This is a genomic window from Paenibacillus sp. plas6, assembly GCF_057221655.1.
In genome coordinates, this window is the sequence record NZ_CM170151.1 from 3782682 (window position 1) to 3805884 (window position 23203).

Annotated in this window: 20 protein-coding genes and 1 other annotated feature; of the genes, 18 read left to right on the top strand and 2 right to left on the bottom strand. The window is 39.1% G+C overall.

What is annotated here, in order from left to right:
- Window positions 1–43: 43 nt before the first annotated feature.
- On the bottom strand, window positions 44–1162 hold the full coding sequence (mnmA, locus tag AC2TDL_RS16640; protein WP_484697179.1) for a tRNA 2-thiouridine(34) synthase MnmA: 1119 nt from the start codon (window positions 1160–1162) through the stop codon (window positions 44–46).
- A 201-nt stretch (window positions 1163–1363) separates the two neighbouring features.
- Between mnmA and cymR the strand changes: the two genes are divergently transcribed.
- The 4 genes from cymR to AC2TDL_RS16660 all read left to right on the top strand — a co-directional run bounded on the left by cymR (window position 1364) and on the right by AC2TDL_RS16660 (window position 3852).
- Window positions 1364–1795, top strand: coding sequence for a cysteine metabolism transcriptional regulator CymR (cymR, locus tag AC2TDL_RS16645; RefSeq protein ID WP_484697180.1), 432 nt, complete (start codon window positions 1364–1366; stop codon window positions 1793–1795).
- Between the two features lie 23 nt (window positions 1796–1818).
- Complete coding sequence (locus AC2TDL_RS16650; protein WP_484697181.1) at window positions 1819–2982, top strand: cysteine desulfurase family protein; 1164 nt, start codon at window positions 1819–1821, stop codon at window positions 2980–2982.
- 117 nt (window positions 2983–3099) lie between these two features.
- Entirely contained in the window at window positions 3100–3636 is a 537-nt protein-coding gene (locus tag AC2TDL_RS16655) for a PRC-barrel domain-containing protein (protein WP_484697182.1), read from the top strand.
- 12 nt (window positions 3637–3648) lie between these two features.
- A complete protein-coding gene (locus AC2TDL_RS16660) occupies window positions 3649–3852 on the top strand; it encodes a hypothetical protein (protein WP_484697183.1) in 204 nt (67 codons plus the stop codon).
- A gap of 166 nt (window positions 3853–4018) precedes the next feature.
- Here the strand turns inward: AC2TDL_RS16660 and AC2TDL_RS16665 are convergent, their stop codons facing one another.
- Window positions 4019–5581, bottom strand: a complete 1563-nt coding sequence (locus tag AC2TDL_RS16665) for an IS1182 family transposase (RefSeq protein ID WP_484697184.1) — start codon at window positions 5579–5581, stop codon at window positions 4019–4021.
- Between the two features lie 246 nt (window positions 5582–5827).
- Between AC2TDL_RS16665 and AC2TDL_RS16670 the strand changes: the two genes are divergently transcribed.
- From AC2TDL_RS16670 to AC2TDL_RS16735, 14 genes are all read left to right on the top strand, one after another.
- Entirely contained in the window at window positions 5828–6895 is a 1068-nt protein-coding gene (locus AC2TDL_RS16670; RefSeq protein WP_484697185.1) for an AI-2E family transporter, read from the top strand.
- Window positions 6896–6971: 76 nt separating this feature from the next.
- Window positions 6972–7205 (top strand) — a binding site (T-box leader).
- 47 nt (window positions 7206–7252) lie between these two features.
- Window positions 7253–9886, top strand: a complete 2634-nt coding sequence (gene alaS, locus AC2TDL_RS16675) for an alanine--tRNA ligase (RefSeq protein ID WP_484697186.1) — start codon at window positions 7253–7255, stop codon at window positions 9884–9886.
- 46 nt (window positions 9887–9932) lie between these two features.
- Window positions 9933–10193 carry an IreB family regulatory phosphoprotein gene (locus AC2TDL_RS16680; RefSeq protein ID WP_484697187.1) on the top strand — a complete coding sequence of 87 codons (261 nt, stop codon included), beginning with the start codon at window positions 9933–9935 and terminating at the stop codon, window positions 10191–10193.
- A 16-nt stretch (window positions 10194–10209) separates the two neighbouring features.
- Window positions 10210–10617, top strand: a complete 408-nt coding sequence (gene ruvX, locus AC2TDL_RS16685; RefSeq protein WP_484697188.1) for a Holliday junction resolvase RuvX — start codon at window positions 10210–10212, stop codon at window positions 10615–10617.
- A gap of 16 nt (window positions 10618–10633) precedes the next feature.
- Complete coding sequence (locus AC2TDL_RS16690) at window positions 10634–10927, top strand: DUF1292 domain-containing protein (protein WP_484697189.1); 294 nt, start codon at window positions 10634–10636, stop codon at window positions 10925–10927.
- Complete coding sequence (locus AC2TDL_RS16695; RefSeq protein ID WP_484697190.1) at window positions 10927–11238, top strand: DUF1292 domain-containing protein; 312 nt, start codon at window positions 10927–10929, stop codon at window positions 11236–11238. Before AC2TDL_RS16690 ends, AC2TDL_RS16695 begins: the two co-directional genes overlap by 1 nt.
- Window positions 11239–11332: 94 nt before the next feature.
- Complete coding sequence (gene mltG / locus AC2TDL_RS16700; protein ID WP_484697191.1) at window positions 11333–12466, top strand: endolytic transglycosylase MltG; 1134 nt, start codon at window positions 11333–11335, stop codon at window positions 12464–12466.
- A 27-nt stretch (window positions 12467–12493) separates the two neighbouring features.
- Window positions 12494–13423 carry a peptidase U32 family protein gene (locus tag AC2TDL_RS16705; protein ID WP_484697192.1) on the top strand — a complete coding sequence of 310 codons (930 nt, stop codon included), beginning with the start codon at window positions 12494–12496 and terminating at the stop codon, window positions 13421–13423.
- A 54-nt stretch (window positions 13424–13477) separates the two neighbouring features.
- On the top strand, window positions 13478–14734 hold the full coding sequence (locus tag AC2TDL_RS16710) for a peptidase U32 family protein (protein ID WP_484697193.1): 1257 nt from the start codon (window positions 13478–13480) through the stop codon (window positions 14732–14734).
- 340 nt (window positions 14735–15074) lie between these two features.
- Entirely contained in the window at window positions 15075–17174 is a 2100-nt protein-coding gene (locus AC2TDL_RS16715) for a methyl-accepting chemotaxis protein (protein WP_484697194.1), read from the top strand.
- Between the two features lie 168 nt (window positions 17175–17342).
- Window positions 17343–19508, top strand: coding sequence for a methyl-accepting chemotaxis protein (locus AC2TDL_RS16720; RefSeq protein WP_484697195.1), 2166 nt, complete (start codon window positions 17343–17345; stop codon window positions 19506–19508).
- Window positions 19509–19593: 85 nt separating this feature from the next.
- Entirely contained in the window at window positions 19594–20607 is a 1014-nt protein-coding gene (locus AC2TDL_RS16725) for an SDR family oxidoreductase (protein ID WP_484697196.1), read from the top strand.
- Window positions 20608–20768: 161 nt separating this feature from the next.
- Complete coding sequence (locus AC2TDL_RS16730; RefSeq protein WP_484697197.1) at window positions 20769–22613, top strand: peptidoglycan D,D-transpeptidase FtsI family protein; 1845 nt, start codon at window positions 20769–20771, stop codon at window positions 22611–22613.
- A gap of 59 nt (window positions 22614–22672) precedes the next feature.
- Window positions 22673–23161, top strand: a complete 489-nt coding sequence (locus AC2TDL_RS16735) for a GyrI-like domain-containing protein (RefSeq protein ID WP_484697198.1) — start codon at window positions 22673–22675, stop codon at window positions 23159–23161.
- Window positions 23162–23203 lie beyond the last annotated feature (42 nt).

Here is a 23203-nt window from a genome sequence, read left to right on the forward strand (position 1 = left end):
GCGACAGCCTGTTAGTCGTTATTCACAATCAACTAGATTGAAATTAGTATTTTACTTTATTGACCTTATCGATAGTTCCGCCGCCAAGGCAAACTTCACCATCATACAATACGACTGCTTGTCCAGGAGTAATCGCTTTTTGCTTTTGGGCAAATGTAATTAACGCTTCACCATTTTCCAGTTTAGTTACAGTTACTCCTTGGTCAGGTTGACGGTAACGGAATTTGGCGGTGCATTCGAATACAGTTCCAACCGCAGCATCATGATATTGCGGCAAAATCCAGTTCATATTAGTAGCCAGCAAGCTTTCTGAATATAAACTTGGGTGGCTATCTCCTTGGACAACATACAAAATATTATTTTGTAAATCTTTATCTGCGACAAACCACGGCTCACCATTGCCGCTGCCACCAATACCAAGCCCTTGTCGTTGTCCTAACGTATAATACATTAAACCGTCATGGCGTCCCTTTTCCTCTCCAGTTACAATATCAATCATTTTGCCGGGCATTGCAGGCAAATATTGACTTAAAAATTGCTTGAAATTTCGTTCGCCGATAAAGCATACTCCAGTACTATCTTTTTTCTTCGCGGTATATAAACCAGCAGCCTCTGCAATTTTACGCACTTCTGGCTTAGGCAAATGCCCGATTGGAAACATAGCTTTAGCTAGTTGCTTTTGATTAAGCGCATTTAGAAAATAAGTTTGATCCTTGTTAGAATCAACGCCTCTTAGCAATTTTGTTACACCGTTTTCTAAGCGTTCAACTCGCGCATAATGACCAGTTGCCAAATAATCGGCGTTAAGCTCCTCGGCTTTTTTTAGAAAATCACCAAATTTGATTTCACGATTACACATTACATCAGGATTTGGTGTTCTTCCGCGCTTATATTCCTCAAGGAAATATGTGAATACTTTATCGTAGTATTGCTTTTCAAAATTAACTGTGTAGTAGGGAATATCGATTTGCTCGCACACACGACGAACATCTTCAGCGTCTTCTTCAGCGGTACAGTGGCCAAATTCATCTGTATCGTCCCAATTTTTCATAAATATGCCGATTACTTCATAACCTTGTTGTTTTAACAGAAGAGCTGAAACTGAGGAATCGACACCGCCAGACATTCCGATTACGACGCGTTTCCCTTTATTGTTTGACATATATACACCACCTTGTTCATTAAAAAGGAAGAAAGAACTAATGAAATAAAGTTATACTAACACTTCAAGCAGATCATATTGTATCATATAAAATTAAGATTTTCATGAATTTGATGTTTGAAGTAGCAGACGTTCGTAAATAGTTATGATACCATATAATAATAATAGGATTACATTGTATTAGAAAAAGGAGTATATCTTATGAAAATTTCGACAAAGGGAAGATATGGGCTTACGATTATGATGGAGCTTGCTGCTAAATATGGAGAAGGTCCAATTTCTTTAAAAAGTATTGCCGAAAAAAATAATTTATCTGAGCATTATTTAGAACAGCTTATTGCGCCGTTGCGCAATGCTGGTTTTGTTAAAAGTATTCGCGGTGCATATGGAGGTTATGTATTGTCAAAGTCTCCATCTGAAATTACTACGGGCGACGTAATTCGTGTACTGGAGGGTCCGATTTCTCCTGTTGATTTTACGGAAGAAGATGATCCAGCAAAACGTGATTTGTGGCTAAGAATTCGTGACAGTATCGCAAATGTTATGGATTCCACTACACTTGAACATTTAATTAATTTCAAGGAAGAAGAGCATCCTGATTCCAATAATGATGCTTATATGTTTTATATTTAACGGCAGTGGAGTGAACAAGTTCTATGAAGTCTTTTTATTTTGATCATGCTGCGACAACACCGATGCATCCTGAAGTTATTGCAGAAATGGTGAAGGTGATGGAGCAAGGACCAAGCAATGCATCTAGTGTCCATCACTTCGGCAGAAGTGCAAAAGCACATTTAAATAAAGCGCGTGACACAATTGCTCGTCATTTAGGCTGCAAGTCTAATGAGCTTATTTTTACTTCAGGCGGAACCGAAAGTGATAATCTTGCAATTATCGGCGCTGCACGTGCTCAAGCTGCAAAAGGCCGCAAAGGGCTAGTAACTTCAGCAATTGAACATCATGCTGTGCTGCATACAATGAATTGGCTTGCAAAGCATGAAGGATTTACGTTGCATGTTATCGGTGTGGATGCTAACGGCATGATTAACCTGGATGAGCTAGCGCAAGTACTAGATGACAGTATTGGGCTCATTAGCATTATGCATGGTAACAATGAAGTCGGTACGATTCAGCCAATTGAGCAAATTGGAGAGCTCGCTAAACAATGCGGGGCACTGCTGCATGTTGATGCAGTGCAAACACTTGGTCATATTGATTATGACTTGCAATCGTTACCAGTGCAGTTAATGAGCTTTTCATCACATAAAATTAATGGCCCGCAAGGCATTGGTGCGCTTTATGTTGCAAATGGTACACTGCTAGAGTCTATTTTGCATGGTGGTTCCCAAGAAAGAAAACGTCGTGCAGGTACGGAAAATATCGCAGGAATCGTTGGCTTTGCGAAAGCTCTTGACATTTGTGTGAACGAACGAAAGTTTTGGCAACCTTTTTTGCATGAATTACGTAATAAATGGGTAGAGCTGTTACAGCAGGATCTAGATCGTAGCAACATCGTAGTCAACGGACACCCAATCCATACGTTACCGCATATCGTCAATATTAGCTTCATTGGTGTAGACACAGAGAGCATGCTAATGAACTTGGACATTGAGGGAATTGCCGCATCAAGCGGTTCAGCATGTACCTCAGGGTCCTTGGAGCGCTCACATGTATTAAAGGCAATGGGGCTGGACGGAGAAAGGTTGAATAGTGCGATTCGTTTTAGCTTTGGCATGGGAAATAGTCTTGAGCAACTGGAAGAGGCAGCGCCAATTGTAACTAATATTGTAAAACGATTATCCCCTTCGACTTCTCAATAGCATAGCAGATACTCCTATTGAATCGAGTAAGCCCCTTTTTGGACAAGCTATATGCAAGCAATTGATATGGATAGTTTATATTCGTGTCATAACAGCAAGTTGCAAGGGGGATTTACATTGATTTCACTACAGCGACTAATTGGTTTGCCTGTAATTGTTATGGATACGGGCAAGCAGGTTGGTATCGTATTGGATGCGTGGTTCGATGAGCATTGGCAGTTGCAAGGTCTAGTACTTGAATATACAAAATGGTTTGCTACAAAGGTTCGAACTGTGCCGTGGAGCTGTGTGCTATCATGTGGTGAAGATGCGATACTTATTAAAGATGAATCGCAGCTTCAGACAAGTAGACGAGAGCTTCTGCAACGAGGATTCAGTACTGGTGTCATTCATTTAAAGGACATGCCCATCGTTACGGTAACTGGTTCTCAGCTAGGTCGTGTATCGGATGTATATTTTCATCCATTTCAGGATACACAGATAATAGGCTATGAGCTAACAGATGGTTTTATTTCGGATCTTATGGAAGGTCGAAAATGGCTAAAAGCACCGAAGGATATGTCAAATATATTACTTGGTCAAGATGTCATTATCGTTCCTGCTGTTAGTGAATCAGAATTGGAGCCAGTCGCAGCTTCCAATTTTATAGGGTAGGGAGAAATGTATATGAGATGTCCGAATTGCAACTCGAAGGATATAGGTAAAATCGGAACACACCAATTTTATTGCTGGAGCTGCTATATTGAGCTAACTGTTAATGGCGATAAAATGTCAGTTTATCAAGTTGAGGAAGATGGCACATTAAGCTCACTTGATGATTTGTTCTTTGAAGAACAGCAGGCTTCAACAGATATGCAGTTAAATAATTAATTTGGCGAGAATATAGAAAAAAATCTAACACTAATCGCATTAATGTATATGACAAGTGTGTTAAGAGAGGCTGGGACATAACTAGTCTCTAAAGCAAGAAAAAGGTGAAATCCGCAAGTGGATTTCACCTTTTTCCTATTTTAAGTTCTATTTTCTCTGTACTCGTCTACGTTCGTAACACATATTTTCTTAAATTTACTGCCATTAAGGCTAGTCCTATCTCATGTTCTACTTTTCGTTTTCCACGAACTGAAAAACGAGTGAAACCTAAATTAGCCTTCAAGAATCCAAAAACTGGCTCTACGTCGATTTTACGTTGACGGTAGAGTTCACCTGTTTTTTCTTCTGAAAGCTGTTCTTGTACATATATTTTTTGTTGTTCCCAACGATCGTTTATTAACAGTTGTCGATTTCGTCCTTCTCCTGCCTTTGTGCAGCTTGTTCGGAAGGAACAGCCTGTACAATCCGAACATGAATAGATCTTAAACTGACGTTGGAACCCGCCTTTATCTTTACGAGTAGCATAGCGTTGAAAGGTGAGATATTGATCATTAGGGCAGGTATATCGATCTTCCTCCGTATCGTACTGCCAGTTTCTCGGTTGAAAGGGATCGTTCTTTACCTTCTTCTTTTGTTCGCGCTCATACATCGTATACTTCATCAATGGAACACGCTTGCGATTGGTGATGACATCCTCATAGTTTTGTTCACTTCCATAGCCTGCGTCCGCCACGATGTAGGTAGGTAAGTCGAAGTATTGGTTTTCAATTTCATTAAGAAAAGGAATGAGCGTCTTCGTGTCTGTTGGATTAGGATAGATCCCATACGCCAGTGTATATTGTCCTTCTGTCGCAATTTGTACGTTGTATCCAGGCTTTAACTGACCATTCTTCATATAGTCATCTTTCATCCGCATAAACGTCGCATCCGGATCGGTTTTCGAATAGCTGTTTCGATCTCCAAACTGTTGTTGATGCTGCTTGTATTTTTTCTTTCGTTCAATCCATTCACGGACTTGCTTGAGCATTTGTTTTGGCACTTTACGCTTGCTTCGTAATTGCTTTCGTTCGCTCGTATTTTCGGATGCTTCCATCTTTTCTGTATAGCTTTCAACCACGTGTTCGAGGTGTTCTGCGATCTCCAACAAGTTTTCCGTAGAGAGTTCCTGCTCATGTTCGAGCTCTGGAATAATCTTTTGTTCCAATAACTCGTTGTACAATTGATTCGACTTCTCGATTAGACGAGTATGATGCTTGTCCACGGCTTTTTTCCATACAAACGTAAACTTGTTGGCATTCGCTTCAATCTTTGTACCATCAATGAAAATCGCTTCTTGGTGAATGATCTTTTCTTCTACTAACTTCGAGCGAAATTGAACAAAGCACTGGCGGATTAATTCCTTCATCTCAGGATGAACACGGAAACGATTGATTGTGCGGTAGCAAGGTTCGTAGCCTTGTGCCAACCACATCATCCGAATACTGTCTTTCGTTAGAGCTTCAATTTTACGACCAGAAAAGGCAGATTGGGTGTAGCCACATAGAATGATCTTGAGCATCATGCGAGGATGATAGGATGGACAACCGTCACGACGAACAAACGAACGAAACGCTTCATCTGGAATACTTTCGACCAAATGATGAATGGCAAATGCGATATCATGTTTATCTAATTTAACTTCTAAATTTAGAGGCAAAACTAATTGATTCATGTTATAATCTTTAAACATAAGGAACACCTTTCTTTTGAAATTTTTGGGGTGAGATACTTAAATTTTAACAGAAAGTGTTCCTTTTGTATGTAAAAAATGAACTCCTGGCATTCTACTTTGTAGAGCACCAGGAGTTTTCTTTCATTTAGCTGGGTTTTGTCCCAGGCTCTTTTTATGTCCTATTTTCTGTGCTTAACGAGAATACTTGTACATATAATGGCACAGAATAGGTAGGAAGTGTCTTAAAAATGGGTGGTGAGGAACGTGGACAAATTTACAAAGAGTCGTTTTTTTGTAGCTTTAATTTATACAATTTTGCTCTTATTTATCGTATATTTAATTCTTTTGCTAAAGCCTATCCTTTTATCTATTTTTGCTTTTTGCAAGGCAGTGTTAGGCCCTTTTATTGTCGCAATGATAATTTCTTATATCCTTAACCCGATTGTCAGTATGTTGCATGATCGGAAAGTGCCGCGAACGATGGCAGTGCTGCTTATTTATGCAGTGTTTTGCACCATGATAACGGTGCTGCTTGTTAATGTCATTCCGATGTTTATTGATCAAATGCAGGAGCTAAATAAACATTTGCCTGAGCTTTCCATGCGCGCGCAAAGTCTTGTCGTTGATATTAACAATAGCTCGCTGCCAGAAAGTTTCCGAGAAGGGGTAAATAAGTCACTTGTCCTATTAGAGAGAAAAATATCCGAAACATTGATAACGTTTGTTAACAATATTGGCGACATGGTGAATGCGCTCTTTGTTGCATTTGTTGTACCGTTTCTCGCATTTTATATATTAAAAGATTTCGACGTGTTTGAGCGAGCAATAATCAAATATGTTCCCAAGTCACATCGCAAAAATACGATTCGACTGCTTAAGGATGTCGATGCTGCGCTAGGAAGCTATATCCGCGGGCAATTGCTTGTCTGCTTCATAATTGGAACGTTTGCTTATATTGGCTATTTACTGGTTGGCATGCCATACGCACTGCTGCTTGCGAGTATCGTAGCAATTACCAATGTCATTCCTTATATCGGTCCATTTATCGGGGCAGCACCAGCCCTATTGATGGCTTCCACTATTTCTGTAAAAATGATGCTGCTGGTTGTCATCGTCAACACGGTATGTCAAATATTAGAGAGCAATATTATTTCCCCTCAAGTTGTAGGGCGAACGCTTCATCTTCATCCGCTAGTCATAATTTTTGCTGTGCTGGTAGGCGGTCAATTAGCTGGTGTTATGGGTATGATATTAGCAGTGCCAATCTTTGCGTCAGGCAAAGTAATCATTCAGCATATGTTTGCCTATTATGTGCGGAGAAAAATAATTTAACAAACATCATTTGACAGAGGTACTAGCACTAGCTATAATTTGAAAAGACATATTGTATAATCGAATTATCCATAATGTAAAAACGTTGATGAAAACCAGTACGTTATAGCCCATTAGCCAGAGAGAGTGCTTCATTTCTTGTAGTGAAATGGTTGAAAGAGCACTTCTAATGAAGAATAACGGAAGCTATTTTCAGAGTATGAGTCAAACTCATCGGCTGAACCCGTTATCGTTCATGAAGGCGATTGTTCTAAGCTTAGATCTTAGGATAATAACCAGGGTGGTACCGCGAACAAACTTCGTCCCTGTATGTTGCAGGGGCGTTTTTTATTTATACAATCAAGGAGGAAATAATTAATGAAAGCAAGTGAAATTCGTGAAAAATGGTTAAAGTTCTTTGAAAGCAAGGGACATAAAATTGAACCAAGCGCATCGCTTGTACCTAATAACGACCCATCCCTTTTATGGATCAATGCTGGTATGGCACCATTAAAGCCTTACTTTGACGGCCGAGTAAAACCAGAAAATCCAAGAATTGCAAACTCACAAAAGTGTATTCGTACTAATGATATTGAAAACGTAGGGAAAACTCGTCGTCACCATACGTTTTTTGAGATGCTTGGTAACTTCTCAATCGGTGACTATTTCAAAGAAGAAGCAATTACTTGGGCTTGGGAGTTTCTAACGGACAAGCAATGGATCGGCTTTGATCCTGAACGTTTATCCGTTACGATTTATCCTGAGGATGAAGAAGCATTCAAACTATGGAACGAGAAAATCGGCTTACCAGCTGAACGAATTTATAAGTTAGAAGATAACTTCTGGGATATTGGCGAAGGCCCATGCGGACCATGTACAGAAATTTTCTACGACCGCGGTGAAAAGTATGGCGATCTAAATGATCCTGAGTGCTGGCCAGGTGGGGAAAATGAGCGTTTCCTAGAGGTTTGGAACTTAGTATTCTCACAATTTAATCATAACAAGGATGGCAGCTATACGCCGCTTCCTAACAAAAACATTGATACAGGTGCAGGTCTTGAGCGCTTTGCATCGATTTTACAAGACGTTGATTCTAACTTTGATACAGACCTATTTATGCCAATTATCAAAGAAACTTGCAAAATTGCAGGGGTAACTTATAAAACAAATAATGATCACGATGTTGCATTAAAAGTTATTGCTGACCATATTCGTACTGTATCGTTTGCAGTAGGTGATGGTGTAATGCCGTCTAATGAAGGCCGCGGTTATATTATTCGTCGTTTGCTTCGTCGTGCAGTTCGTTACGGAAAAACACTTGGCATCAACAAGCCATTCCTATACCAATTGACAAAAACTGTTGGCGATATTATGGGCGTATACTATCCAACTGTTGTGGAAAAACGCGAATTTATCGAGAAAGTTATTCGCACTGAGGAAGAAAGATTCCACGAAACACTATCTGATGGTCTAGTGCTGCTATCAAATTTGGTTGAACAAGCAAAAGCTGACAATATTTCAGTTATTAATGGTGATGATGCATTTAAGTTATACGATACGTATGGCTTCCCATTTGACTTAACTGAAGATTTTGCAGCTGAACATGGCATGACTGTTGATCGCGAGGGCTTTGATGCTGCGATGGAAGCGCAACGTGAACGTGCTCGCGCAGCTCGTCAAGATACAGGCTCAATGAAAGTTCAAGGCGGTCCATTGTCTGATTTGACAGTAAAGAGCCAATTTGTTGGTTATACTGAACTAGAGACCGAAGCTACAATTACAGCGATTGTGTTTGATGACAGATTAGTTGATGAGGTGCCTGCAGGCAACGATATTTTACTTCTGCTTGATACAACGCCATTCTATGCAGAAAGCGGCGGTCAAATTGGCGATCGCGGTTTAATTAAAGGCGAAGGCTTTGTTATTGAAGTAAATACTGTTACTAAAGCTCCACATGGTCAAAATCTGCATCATGCTTCCGTAATTGAAGGCGTTGCTAAAGTAAATAGTGCTGTTACTGCAACAGTGGATAAGAGCGTTCGCGAGGATATTGAGAAAAACCATACAGCGACTCACTTGTTGCATAAAGCATTGAAGGAAGTGCTTGGTGAGCATGTTAACCAAGCAGGTTCTCTAGTTGAAGGTGAACGTCTGCGCTTCGACTTCTCACACCTAGGTTCAATTTCAGCTGAGGAATTGGCAGATATTGAGCGTCGCGTGAATGAGCAAATTTGGTTAGGTACACCGGTAGTAATTGAGCAAATGCCAATTGATGAAGCGAAAGCTATGGGGGCAATGGCTTTATTCGGCGAGAAATATGGTGATATCGTTCGCGTTGTTCAAGTTGGAAAATATTCGATCGAGTTATGCGGCGGCTGCCATGTGAACAATACATCAGAAATTGGAATCTTTAAATTGCTTGGAGAAAGCGGAATTGGTTCTGGTGTTCGCCGTATTGAAGCAGTAACAGGTAAGCATGCATATTTGTATTATGAGTCTCAGCTTGATCTATTGAAACAAGCAGCAAACCAATTAAAAAGCAATGTAGCTGATGTTCCGAAACGTATTGATGCAATTCATAATCAAGTGAAGGAATTACAACGTGAAAATGAATCGCTGCAAAGCAAACTAAGTCACATTGAAGCGGGTTCTTTACTTGATGCTGTTGAAAAAGTTGGAGATATTTCTGTACTATGTGCAAAAGTTAATGCATCGAATATGGAAGCTTTGCGTAATATTGTAGATGAGTTGAAAACTAAACTTCCGACTAGCGTCATCGTTCTAGGTGCTGCTAGTGAGGATAAAGTGAACTTTGCAGCAGCTGTATCTCAAGATCTAGTGAAAAAAGGCTTCCACGCTGGAAAAATTATTAAAGAAGCAGCTCAACATTGCGGCGGTAATGGCGGCGGCCGTCCAGATATGGCACAAGCAGGCGGTAAAGATGTGAATAAGTTAGAAGAAGCATTGAAACTTGTGCAAAATGTAGTAGTTGGGCAGGCAAATGTGATATAGTAGAGATATGCCATGTATCGTGGTTATGTTAGAGGGGGTGTTGCTGATGAGTTCAATGGATCAGACGATGAAGTTTAATGTAATAAATGAGGGAGAACAATCCTCAGAGGATGTACTGCTAAAGGTATATGATGCCTTGTTGGAGAAAGACTATAATCCGATTAATCAGATCGTCGGCTATCTGTTGTCAGGAGACCCTGCATATATCCCACGACATAATAATGCAAGAAGTTTGATTGGCAAGAAAGAGCGTGATGAGCTTATCGAAGAGCTTGTGCGCTATTATCTCTTGCATAAGAAGAAATAGCGAGGTAACGTACAAGATGAGAGTCATGGGGTTGGATTATGGCGATCGTCGTATAGGCGTAGCAATTAGCGATGCCTTGCGATGGACGGCACAGGGGCTAACCGTTGTTGAGCGAAGACGTGACGGAAGCGAGATTGATAAAATCGCTGAACTTGCCCAGCAAAATGAAGTTTCTGAAGTCGTGGTTGGACTACCCAAAAACATGAATGGTACGATTGGCACTCGCGGAGAGATTTGCATAGCATTTGCGGAGCAAATCAAGCAAAAGCTAAATATACCTGTTCACCTTTGGGATGAGAGATTAACCACTGTTGCAGCAGAGCGCACATTGGCAGAAGCGGAAGTCGGTCTTAAAAAACGTAAGCAAGTTGTTGACAAGATGGCAGCTACGCTGATCTTGCAAAATTATCTTGATTCTAAATGAAAAGGTGAGGGTTAATATGTCAAATCACGAGCATAATTATGATGAGCCAGAAATCATCTATATTCCAGATGAGGATGGTAATGAGGAAGAATTCGAAGTCATTATGAAATTTGAGGTAGATGACTCAGACGCGAAATATATGATGGTCGTTCCTCTTATTTCTGAAAATGAAGAAGAGGACGAAGTGTATGCATTCCGCTACACAGAGGATGGCGACGATTTGCAGCTGTATACAATTGATGATGAGGAAGAATGGGCAATTGTTGAAGAAACGTTCAACACATTGCTTGGAGAGCTGGAGGAAAAATAATGGCATTCCAATATCCAAACTCATCGCCACAGCGAGTTTCAACCTTGCATGAGCAATTTGGGAAAGAAATTGAGCTGCTGACTGATGACGGTGAAGCAGTATCCTTCGTTATTAAGCAAGAATTTCAATGGGGCGATGTCACCTATGTTGCTTTATTGCCGCTGGCAACTAAAGACGAAGATGAGCTTCAATTCATGCGAGTCATAAAAGATCAGGCTGAGCCTGAACTTGAAAGCATTGTTGACGAGGATGAGTGGGAAGCTGTATCAGAAGCCTATGATGATTTATTTTTTGTTGACGAAGAAAACTGAAAAGTTTTTCGTAAAAAGGGCGGCTAATGACCGCTCTTTTTGCCGATATTTTGTTCGTAAGCTGAATGCATGTTAAAAAGAGAGGTGCAAAGCTTTGAATCATGTTGAAGAGGAAACACTGGATCAAGGTCCAGTCAAAGCAAAGAAGCCAAAGCGCCAAAAACCACGTGTATGGCTTGTTTCCTTCTGGGTTTGCTTTTCCTTGCTGTTTTTAATGCTCGTTGTTGCTGTAAGTGGCTTATATTATGTATGGAACCAGCTTAGTCCGACTAAAGCTGGCCCACCTGTTGAAGTAACGATTAGTAAAGGAATGTCTGCGAACAGTGTAGCTAAGCTGCTCGAAGAAAAAGGTATAATAAAGAACAGTTTTATTTTTGGATATTATTTGGTGCTTAAGGATGAAGGTTCAAACTTCCAGGCAGGAAAATATGAACTGAGGCCAGGTATGGACAAGCTTGAAGTTATCGCGAAGCTAAATGCAGGGGATGTTATTGCCGAGGAAACGGTTAAATTTACTATCCCTGAAGGGTATACAATTGAGCAAATTGCTGATAAGTTATCTAGTGAAGGCATTGTAAATCGAGAAAAGTTCCTTGCATTGGCAAAAGAAGATCGATCGTGGTCTGGAGCAGAAACGGTGCTCTTCATTCCTAAAGATATTGCAAATGCAAAATATCGCCTAGAAGGCTATTTATTCCCTGATACGTATGAAGTTGCCAAAGGGGTATCAGAAGAAGAAATTATTTTGCGTATGCTCAAAGAGCAGGATCATAAGTTAGCAACGTTGCCTGAGGATTGGGTTGACCAATTAGATGTTCTTGGTATTTCAATGCATGATATGTTAACAATCGCCTCGATTATTGAGCGAGAGGTTGTTGTTGACGAGGAGCGTGCAAAAGTAGCAGGTGTCATTTACAACCGTCTAGCAAAGCCGATGAGATTGCAGGTCGATGCTACGATTCAATATGCGCTCGGTGAGCAAAAAGAACAACTAAGCTATGAGGATACTGAGCTGAAGGATCCGTATAACACATATTTAATTGATGGTCTTCCTCCTGGTCCGATCTCTAACCCGAGTTTGGAGTCGATTAAAGCAGCGCTTTATCCAGAGGAACATAAATATTTATATTATGTAACGAAAAAAGATGGAAGCAATACACATTTATTTGCTGAAACCTATCAGCAGCATGAACGAAATATTGAGAAAAGTAAGCAGACGGCACAATAAGCCGTCTGTTTAGATGAGGTGAAGAATATGTCGTATCGTCCTGAATTGTTAGTGACAGCTGCCAGCTTAGAGGAAGCACAGCAGTTGCTAGAAGCAGGAGCAAACGCTTTGCTAGTAGGCGAAGCAAAATTTGGAAGTCGTCTTGCGGGACAATTTAGTTTAGAGATGATTGAACAAGCGGTAAAACTAGCAAAAGCTCATAATGCCAAAGTATATGTGTCAATGAACAACTTAATCGATAATGCAACAGTTCCAGAGCTACCAGCTTATATTAAAGCTATTCAATCTTTCGGCGTAGATGCAATAATGTTTGGCGATCCAGCAGTTTTAATGGCTGCTAAAGAACATGCTCCTGAGATGAAGCTGCATTGGAACACAGAAATGACGTCAACGAATTATGCCACAGCCGAATACTGGGGCAGACGCGGTGCTTCTCGATTTGTTTTAGCACGTGAGTTGAATTTGGATGAAATTATTGAAATTAAGAAAAATTGCAGCTTAGAGGTCGAAGTGCAAGTTCATGGGATGACTGCCATTTATCATTCTAGACGCTCATTAGTTAAAAGCTATACTGAGCATCAGAAGCAAGCAGAGTATGCTAAGCTGCAAAAAGCAGCAGGTTTATATTTAATGGAAAATGATCGTCCGAACGAAAAATACCCAATCTTTGAAGATGATTATGGCACGCATATTATGAGCTCTGATGATATTTGTATGCTAGACAGTTTACATGAGCTGCTTGCCGAAAAAATAGATAGTTTCAAAATTGAATGTATATTAAAATCTACTGAATACAATGTAGCGGTAGTTAAAGCATATCGTGCGGTAATCGATGCTTATCTTGCTGATCCAGAAGGTTATCAATTTGATGAAAGCTTATTAGATTCAATCAAAGAGTTGCAAGATGAGGGAAGAGAGTTAACCTACGGCTTCTTCTTCAAAGAACAAGTCTACTAGAGGTAGCTTAAAAGTATAAATTTGATAACGAAGTAAGTCATAGAGGAGGAAATGATGAGTACAATTATGAGAAGGAACCAGCGCTATTTCGGTAAACGCAATCGCCTGGAGCGTCCTGAATTGCTTGCACCTGCAGGTAATTTAGAGAAGTTAAAGTTTGCTGTACATTATGGTGCCGATGCAGTTTACATTGGTGGTCAACAGTATGGCTTGCGTTCTAATGCAGATAACTTTAGCTTTGAGGAAATGCGCGAAGGTGTTGAATTTGCTAAAAAATATGGTGCGAAGGTTTTTGTTGCGACAAATATTTATGCACATAATGAAGATTTAGCAGGAATTGAAGAATATCTTCGTAACTTAGAAGAGGTAGGAATCGCAGCGATCATTGCTGCTGATCCAATTATTATAGAAACAGCGCAACGCGTTGCGCCAAAGCTAGAAGTGCATTTAAGTACTCAGCAATCTGTATTAAACTGGCGTACAGTGCAATTTTGGAAAGAAGAAGGGCTGCCTCGTGTTGTGCTTGCCCGCGAGACAAGCTTTGAAGAAATTCAAGAAATAAAAAATAATGTCGATATTGAAATTGAAGCATTTATTCATGGCGCAATGTGTTCTTCTTTTTCTGGTCGATGTGTATTGTCAAACCACTTCACTGATCGGGATTCAAACCGAGGTGGATGTTGTCAATCTTGCCGATGGAAGTATGATCTTTTCCTAGAAGGAGCACCTGTAAATGGACCTGAGGACGATCAATTTACAATGAGCTCTAAAGATTTATGTATGATTGAGCATATACCTGATTTAATAGATGTAGGTATTGATAGCTTTAAAATCGAAGGACGGATGAAAAGTATTCATTACGTAGCAACCGTTGTTAACGTATATCGCCAAGCTATTGATGCATACTTTGCAGATCCTGAAAATTATGAGCTGAAGCCTGAATGGCTTGAAGAAATTCAAAAAGCAGCCAATCGTCCTTTAAATACAGGATTTTTCTTGGATGTTCCAGGTGGCGAGGATCATATTTACACAGCTGAGGAAAAACCAGTACCATATGACTTTGCTGCAGTTGTGCATGATTATGATCCTGCGACGGGCTTTGCTACAATTGAACAACGCAGTTATTTTAAAGTCGGTCAAGAAATTGAGTTTGTTGGTCCGAAAGGACGCTTCTTCAAGCAAACGGTAACTGAAATAACTGATTTAGCAGGAAATCCGCTTGATGTAGCTCGTCATCCATTGCAAAAACTTCGGATTCGCACTTTAAAACCAGTCGAGCCGATGGATATGATGCGTAAGAAAATTAGATAACTTTCGCTTTTATTAAATATAAATCGACAAACTTTATATTACAGCGTTTATTTAAAAAGCACTTTAATCATTGCTATATTGAGACAATGATTAAAGTGCTTTTTATGTTATTAAGTACAAAGTTATCGCAATTAATTTATACTATTACATAAAAATCAATTAATATTTAATGATATAATTAACAATTTTGTTAATGAATTTAGGTGTTCTATAAAACTATTTTATTAAATCGTCTCATTGACAATTTGTAGGTTATCACAAATAATATAGATAAGAAAAAAGATAAAGATTTGTTTTATAATGTAAGCGTTTCACTTCATTAGAAGGCGGTGCTTTTGTTATGAGTCAAAACAAGTCAAAGGAGTTTGATCAAAGTAAAAATCTTAGGAGTAAAGAGGCATCGATAAGTTTAAATCCATTAAAATCTGTTGTAGTGAAATTATTTGTTTACATCATTGGTGGTATTTTAGCATGTGTCTTAACGATGGGAATTCTTGCTTACAACGAATCAAAAAACATTATTGAATCAAAGGTTTCACAGTCTAGTCAACAGACGCTAGTGCAGCTTGCAATTAATTTAGACAATATTATGAAAATGTATGAAGATGTAACGTTGCAGCTACTGGTTGACAATTCTTATCATGAGTTAGTTAGTAATTATGTAAATCCAGCCCTTGGTGAGTATGAACGTTTTTCTGTAACTCGAGACTTAACTTCAAAGCTGCAAAACCTGATTTATGGCAATGAAGATATTACAGGAGTAGCATTAATACCAGTTGATGAGCAATTAAGCATAATCACTGGTGGTAATAGCCAAACTTCTAAAATCAAAGAATTAATGGAAGAGCCATGGATTGAAGAAGTAGTCGCAGAGGCTGGTCGTCCTGTATGGCTAGATGCGCGAAATCATTCTTATTCTACAAACAGCTCGATGCCTAGCTTTGGAATTGCACGTTTACTTAAAAATACAAATTCTAATATGGCCAACTACATACTAATGTTAGAAATTCCAACTAGTGCTATTGCAGATGAGTTATCCAAAATCTCTCTTGGAGATAATAGCAGTGTAGCAATTGTTAATGCAAAAAATGAGTATATGATTCATGCTAATAATGAACTAATTGGCACTGCTGCTCCATTTACATTGGTTGACAGTGATAGTAATGCTGATACTCAAGAAGTTGAAGGTATTGGTGAAGTTCTATTAATTCATCAAAAGCTGCAACTGAACAACTGGCAGGTTGTAAGCGCTGTTCCTGTGGAAGAGTTAGTTAAGGATGCAGCAATTATTGGCAGATTAACTATTACGATTGCTATTGCTGCTGCGATTATCGCAGTATTAATTGCTCTTGTTGTCATGATAACGATCGGCAGACCGTTAATCAAATTACGTGATCTTATGAAGGAAGGGGCTACCGGCAATCTTACTGTAAGATCTAGCAACAAAAAGCGTAGTGATGAAATTGGTCAACTAAATAATAGCTTTAATCAATTGATGGAGCAAATTACTAATTTGGCAACACAAACAAAATTATCAGCAGATGCTGTTCTTAGTACTGCCGCTACACTTACTGAAGCTTCAAAGAAAACAGCATTGTCTGCCAAAGAAATTGCTGTTGCTACAGAAGAAATTGCTAAAGGTTCAACAAGCCTAGCTATTGAAGCTGAGCGCGGAAATGATATTACAGTTGCTATTAACGAGCAAATGAAGCAAGTACTTGTTTCGAATGAAGAAATGGTTCAATCAGCATTTGAAGTAGAACATGCAAGTGGACAAGGTACAGCTTATATGGCTGAATTGATAGAGAAAACAGGAAAAACTGAAGAAATGACGAGAGAAATGGTGTCTAAAGTAGACTCTCTGAAGGAAAGCACCTCGTCCATTGTTAAAATTCTTGATGTGCTCAATGCTGTAACAAAGCAAACGAATATATTATCGTTAAATGCTACGATTGAGGCGTCAAGAGCTGGAAATGCAGGAAAAGGATTTATGGTTGTAGCTAATGAAATTAGAAGCCTAGCAGATCAATCTACAGAATCTATTGATGTCGTCGCACAAATTACAGATCGAATTCAAAATGAAATTGTTGAAACCGTTGAGGTAATGTCTCGAGCATACCCTATGTTCCAAGAACAAATAGTATCTGTAAAGGAAGCTAATGTTATTTTTGAAAATGTTCAACGACAAATGAGCCGCTTAATTAATAAGTTAGAGGAAGTTATGCAATCTGTTAAAAAGCTAGAAGCTTCACAGCATGTGCTAAATGAAGCGATGAGCAATGTCAGTGCAGTAGCAGAACAATCCTCTGCAACTAGCGAAGAGGTTGCAAGCTTAAGCGCTGAGCAGTTGAACATTAGTGACAACTTAGTAGCATTGTCGACTGAACTAGGTCAGGTTTCGGAGAGACTTAAGCAAACATTGTCACAATTTAGATCATAGGTAGTGTGCGAATAATCAATAAATTTATTGATTATTCGCTATTTTTTTAGTAATTATTCGTATCTAGTAGAAAAAAATTGTAGAATAATGTTATCATTATAAATGTGGTCGATATAGGAATAAACACTACATATTTCATAATAATATTTCAAGGTGGTGCCAGACAGCATGAAGGATAGTTTAAAAAAACAGACTTCAAAAGAACAAGGAAAGGAGAAAAAGCATCTAGGTAATCGCTTGAATGATACAAAAACGCAGTTGAAAAGCTTGAAAATTGACAGTAACTTTAAATTTTTCCGAAGTATAGGTGCAAAGTTATTTATCATCTTTTTTGTTAGTATTGTTCTCTGTGTTTCAACTGTGGGGGTTATTTCCTACATAAAAGCAAAATCTTTATTAGTGACTAATGTCTCAGAAGCTAGTGTGCAAACGATAAAGCAAGTAGGCTATAGTGTTGATACAGTTTTAAAGAGCTTTTCTGACATATCATTCCAAATTGTTGTAGATGATTTATTAGCTGATGAAATGAAGGCGTATGTTAATTCAACTGATGCATATAATCAAATAGCAGCATCTCGAAAAATCAATGATCGATTAACGCAATACACTGCAACGAATTATACGATCAAAAAAATTGCCCTCATCCCTATGAAAGAGGGAGTAAAAACAGTTATTGCAGGGCCTTCAACTACAAGCTATGCTGAGGAAAAAACTACAGAGCAATATTACAGTGAAGAGTGGTATAAACAAGCACTTGATAAAAAGGGTGCAATTCATTGGATCGAGCCACAAGCAAACGGTATTTTAACTACTCAGCCATATGAAACCGTTGCACTTGCACGTTTAGTGCGTAATTTAACGACAAATGAAGATTCATTTGTTGTCGTTCTTGAATTGGATAAGGCAAAGCTGTTTGAAGCTGTTGCACAAGTTGATTTTGGCCTAGGCAGCGATGTTTATATTCTTAACAATCAAAACCAATTTGCGTTCAGCTCAAAAGCTCTATACGGCTCTGAGCCAAATATAACAATATCTGAGTCAGAATCTACACTGGATCATCTCAATCAAAAAGGTGCAGATGGTGAAGAATACTTAGTTGCCTTCCAAAAATTCAGTAACTATGAAGAATGGACGCTTATCGGTACAATTCCAGTTGTGCATCTAGCGGAGCAGGCAGCACAAATTAGCGGTATTACATTAATTGTTTGTATTGTAGCAATTATTATTGCAATATTAATTGGTATTTTTGTTGTCAAAAATATTGGCGGACCGTTGGCGCGACTAAGCAAGCAAATGGAAAAAGGTGCGAAGGGTGATTTAACGGTACGTTCTGAAATTAAAAAGCGAACTGACGAAATTGGTATGCTTGCAAAAAGCTTTGATGAAATGATGGTTCAAATTGCAGCCCTTGCAACTCAAACTACGGTTTCCGCGGCTGAAGTGCTAAAAACAGCAACTTTGCTAAGCGATACATCTAATAAAACGGCAATTGCTGCGAAAGAAATTGCTGTTGCAACAGATGAAATTGCTGGCGGAGCAACTAGTCTAGCAATGGAAACAGAGCGAGGAACAGATTTAACGTATAAAATTCATGAGCAAATGAATCAAGTAAATCAATATTCTCAACAAATGAGCGAATCTGCATCTAAAGTAGAGGAAGCGAGTCAACAAGGTATCAATTATATGAAAGAATTAATTGATAAAACGGTGTCAACTGAGCAAATGACTCGCTCAATGGTTGAGAAGGTAAATGCTTTACAAGATAGCACTAAATCAATTGTAAAAATTCTAGATGTATTAAATTCGATCACACAACAAACGAATATTTTATCACTTAATGCAACAATTGAAGCTGCAAGAGCTGGAGCAGCAGGCAGAGGCTTTATGGTCGTAGCTGATGAAATTCGTCAGCTTGCAGATCAATCTCGTTCTTCCATCGGTGTTGTTGCGCAAATTACAGAAAAAATTTCTGAAGAGATTACTGATACAGTAGATGTTTTAATGAAAGCATATCCATTATTCCAAGAGCAAATAGGCTCAGTTAAGGAAGCAAATGAACTGTTCCTTTCTGTACAAGCGCAAATGGACAGCTTTAATCAAAACTTGCAGCTAGTAGAAGAATCCTTTGCAGAGGTTAATAAATCGCAAGAAGTATTACGAGATTCAATTAGCAGTGTAAGTGCTGTTGCAGAGGAATCATCTGCAACTAGTGAAGAGGTTGCTTCTTTAAGTACAGAGCAGCTTAATATTAGTGAACAATTAGTTCAGCTTTCAGAGCAATTACAACAAGTATCTAACAACTTAAAAGACAGTTTAACTAAGTTTAAGCTATAATAATGCAAGATTAAAGGGATGATTAGAGTTTAGCGTTACGCTGAACATCTAATCATCCTCTTTTATAAATTAGGAGGTGTTACTTTTGAAAGCGTTATTAATCGGTGGTACTGGAGTCATTAGCACTGCGATTACTGAACAATTGCTTTCTCAAGGCTGTGAGCTTTATCTATTAAATAGAGGTAATCGTATTGATAGATTACCAGCAGGTGCTCATATAATGACTGCTGATATTCATGATGAAGAACATGTAGCTAAATTACTTGAACCTCATACTTTTGATGTTGTTGCTGATTTTATTGCGTTTCATCCATCACATGTGGAGCGTGATGTACGATTATTTCAAGGCAAAACAAAGCAATATATTTTTGTTAGCTCTGCATCTGCTTATCAAACGCCATTATCCCATTATCAAGTTACAGAAGGAACTCCTTTATCTAATCCGTACTGGGACTACTCACGTGATAAAATCGCTTGTGAGGAATATTTAATAAAGCAATATCGAGAGACTGGTTTTCCAGTAACCATCGTTCGACCAAGTCATACCTATAGTGAGCGAAAAATCCCATTAGGGGTTCAAGGCTTAAAAGGCTCTTGGCAGGTTGCAAAACGGATGCTGGAAAACAAGCCGGTCATTATTCATGGCGACGGCACATCACTTTGGACAATGACGCATAGTCGTGACTTTGCTAAAGGCTTTATCGGATTAATGGGAAATATTCATGCGATCGGAGAAACCGTCCAAATAACTTCCGATGAGATACTCACTTGGAATCAGATTTATGAAGCAATCGCAGATGCGCTAGGAGTGAAACTAAGAGCAGTATATGTTTCCTCGCATTTTTTAGCAGCATGTGATGAGCGATTCAGAGGAGGACTACTTGGGGATAAAGCAAACAGCATTGTATTTGATAATAGTAAGCTTAAACGGCTTGTCCCAGGCTTTACAGCAACCACTCGTTTTGACCAAGGAATAAAGGAGACTGTTGCTCATATCCTTGCTCATCCAGAGTTGCAAATCGAAGATCCGGAATTTGACGCATGGTGTGATAAAGTAATTGCTTCACTAGAGCAGGCTATACAGCAAATAAAAGGTTAATCAATCGTTCAACTTCTTATTATCTCTCAGCTAAAGGAGAGAAGTAAGAAGTTTTTTTATTTTGCTGCGTTTGAAGCAGCTACGTTTAGTGTTTAATTGCTAGAGGAATAATAAAGTTATCAAGCTATGGATAAGCGTTATTACTTAGGAGGTAGTCAGCAATGCAGCGCAGATCCTTTTTTGTTGGCATGATTTTTACGATTATTATTGCAGCATATTTAATTCGTTTGCTTTTACTGCAAGCTCTTCCAACCTCGTATTTGATGCCCATCGTCGAAAGTAAATATAAACAGAGCAATTGGAAACGTATGGCCGTTATTCAGCGCAGTAAACAATTGCAATTTAGTGATGGCAGAGCTATTTTTTTGGACGAGCATTATAAGCCGCTTCAATCGGAAAATTATATGACGATCGCTTTCTTTCCAGTGAAAGCGTGGAAAAGTTATTCACTTGTACAATATACCCAGCTTGCGAATATCTTAAATCAGTCACCTGAGCAGCTTCGTAACTGGCTAATGAATTTACAGTATGCAGAGTATTTGTTAGATGATAAGCAGCTTCCGCTAGTTTTAACCGCTGAACAAGTAAGAAAGTTGCAACAGATTAAAATGGAGGGCTTTGAGCTTGTTTACTATACTGCTAGAAACGGTCATCAGGGCAAGTACAGGCATATTATTGGCTTTACAGGAGAAAACCCTGAATGGGCAGAGAAACATTATGAAAAGGAAATAAAAGAGCTTGCACATTGGGATCGAAATATGAAAATTGGCGTAAATGGCTTGGAGCATTCTCTAGATCGTTTAATTCATGGATTAGGGCCATCCTATTTATCGTATACAATAGATGGACAATCCCGTTATATGTCTGGAATTGGACCTAGAATTGTTGAAAGCAGCAACGCCTATTATCCGCTGCAAGTGGTAACAACTATTGATCTGAAGCTTCAAGTGAAACTTGAGCAATATATGGAGCAGCAGGGGGTTGCGGAGGGAGCTATTGTTCTGTTAGATGCGTCAAATGGTGACATTAAAGCGATGGTATCCCGTCCGAACTTGACTCCTGGGAGCTGGACAACGATTGATGGGAACAGCTGGAGAAACCATGCTCTGACTGCCTATGAGCCAGGATCGATTTATAAAATAGTGACTGCAGCTGCTGCGCTAGAGTATGGTGTAGTTTCTGAAGAAGAGTATTTCCATTGTAACGGAGAATATGGGAAATACGGATTATCCTGCTGGAAGAAAGGTGGGCACGGTAAACAAACATTAGCAGAGGGGTTTGCAAACTCCTGTAATATTGTATTTGCAACGCTTGCTGAGCGGTTAACGCCGCAACAATTTTATGATACCGCCACTGCATTAGGGGTTATTTATCCAGTAGGCTGGCATACCAATAAAGCAGTTGCACCATTTACGGTTCCTCTTAGATTGTTGGAAGAAGAGGAAGGAGGGGTAGCAATATTGGATCTTGCACATCGAGATGGGGGGATTTTAGCTCAAACAGGGATTGGACAACGCGATGCAAGGCTGACTCCGCTGCAAGCAGCGAATATGCTGGTGACGATTATTCATGATGGCAAGCAGTTTCAAACAAGAGCAGCCAAAAGTATTAACTATCGAGACGGGTTACCACTTATTGAGTTTCCCGTACAATATGGTCACGAGCATCGTTATCAGATCCATCCCTCTACAGCAAGAAAGCTAATGTCCTTTATGAATGGTGTAGTCGAACACGGTACAGGTCGAGTTATTTCTGAAAATAAAAGAGAAAACGATAGGAGCTGGAAGCTTGCAGGAAAGTCAGGAACGGCAGAGCTAAGTGGAGCATTAAATGGGTTAAATAATCAATGGTTTATTGGTTATGGTCCAACTGACCATCCTAAATATGCGGCAGCAGTGCTTATTCGCAAAGCAAAGTCTAACACAAATAATCAAGCCACAATAATTTTCAAGGACGTAATGATGATCGCAGAGCAGCATGATATGGAAGAAGAGAAATCAAACTGACAAGACATTAGAAAATATGGTATGATATAGAAGCGTATTTAAAGGTTGGAGGAAAAAAAGTGAGCTATGAAATTATTACGATGCCTAGCTTTCGAGCAGTTGGCTTAAAATGGCAGGGAACATTTTCAGAGATTAAGCCACATCTAAAAGATGTCATTAATAAAATGGAAGAGCGAGCTAATGAGTTAACATTTAAGTTAAATCCAACTGAGCAACTAGGGCTATCCTATCATATTGTAGAAAATGGTTTTGTTCATTATGCGGTATATAAAGTAAGTGAGGAACAGCAGCTTCCAGATGGCATGCTTGAAATTAAAATCCCACAGTGGACTTATGTTAAGACTACGCATCATAAAGGACAAGACATAGACAAAACTTATCGAGATCTCCAGCAATGGATTCATACGAATGGATATAAAGTATTTAGAGAAGCAGGAGTAAAATATTATGATCCTGAGTTACCAATAAAGCACGAATACTATCCTGCCGACCTAGATAGAAATGATCCTCATTTTGATATCTATATTCCTATTATCCAAAACGCATAATCTCAATACGTTCGTTAACAGTACAAAAGGAGTGAGCTATGA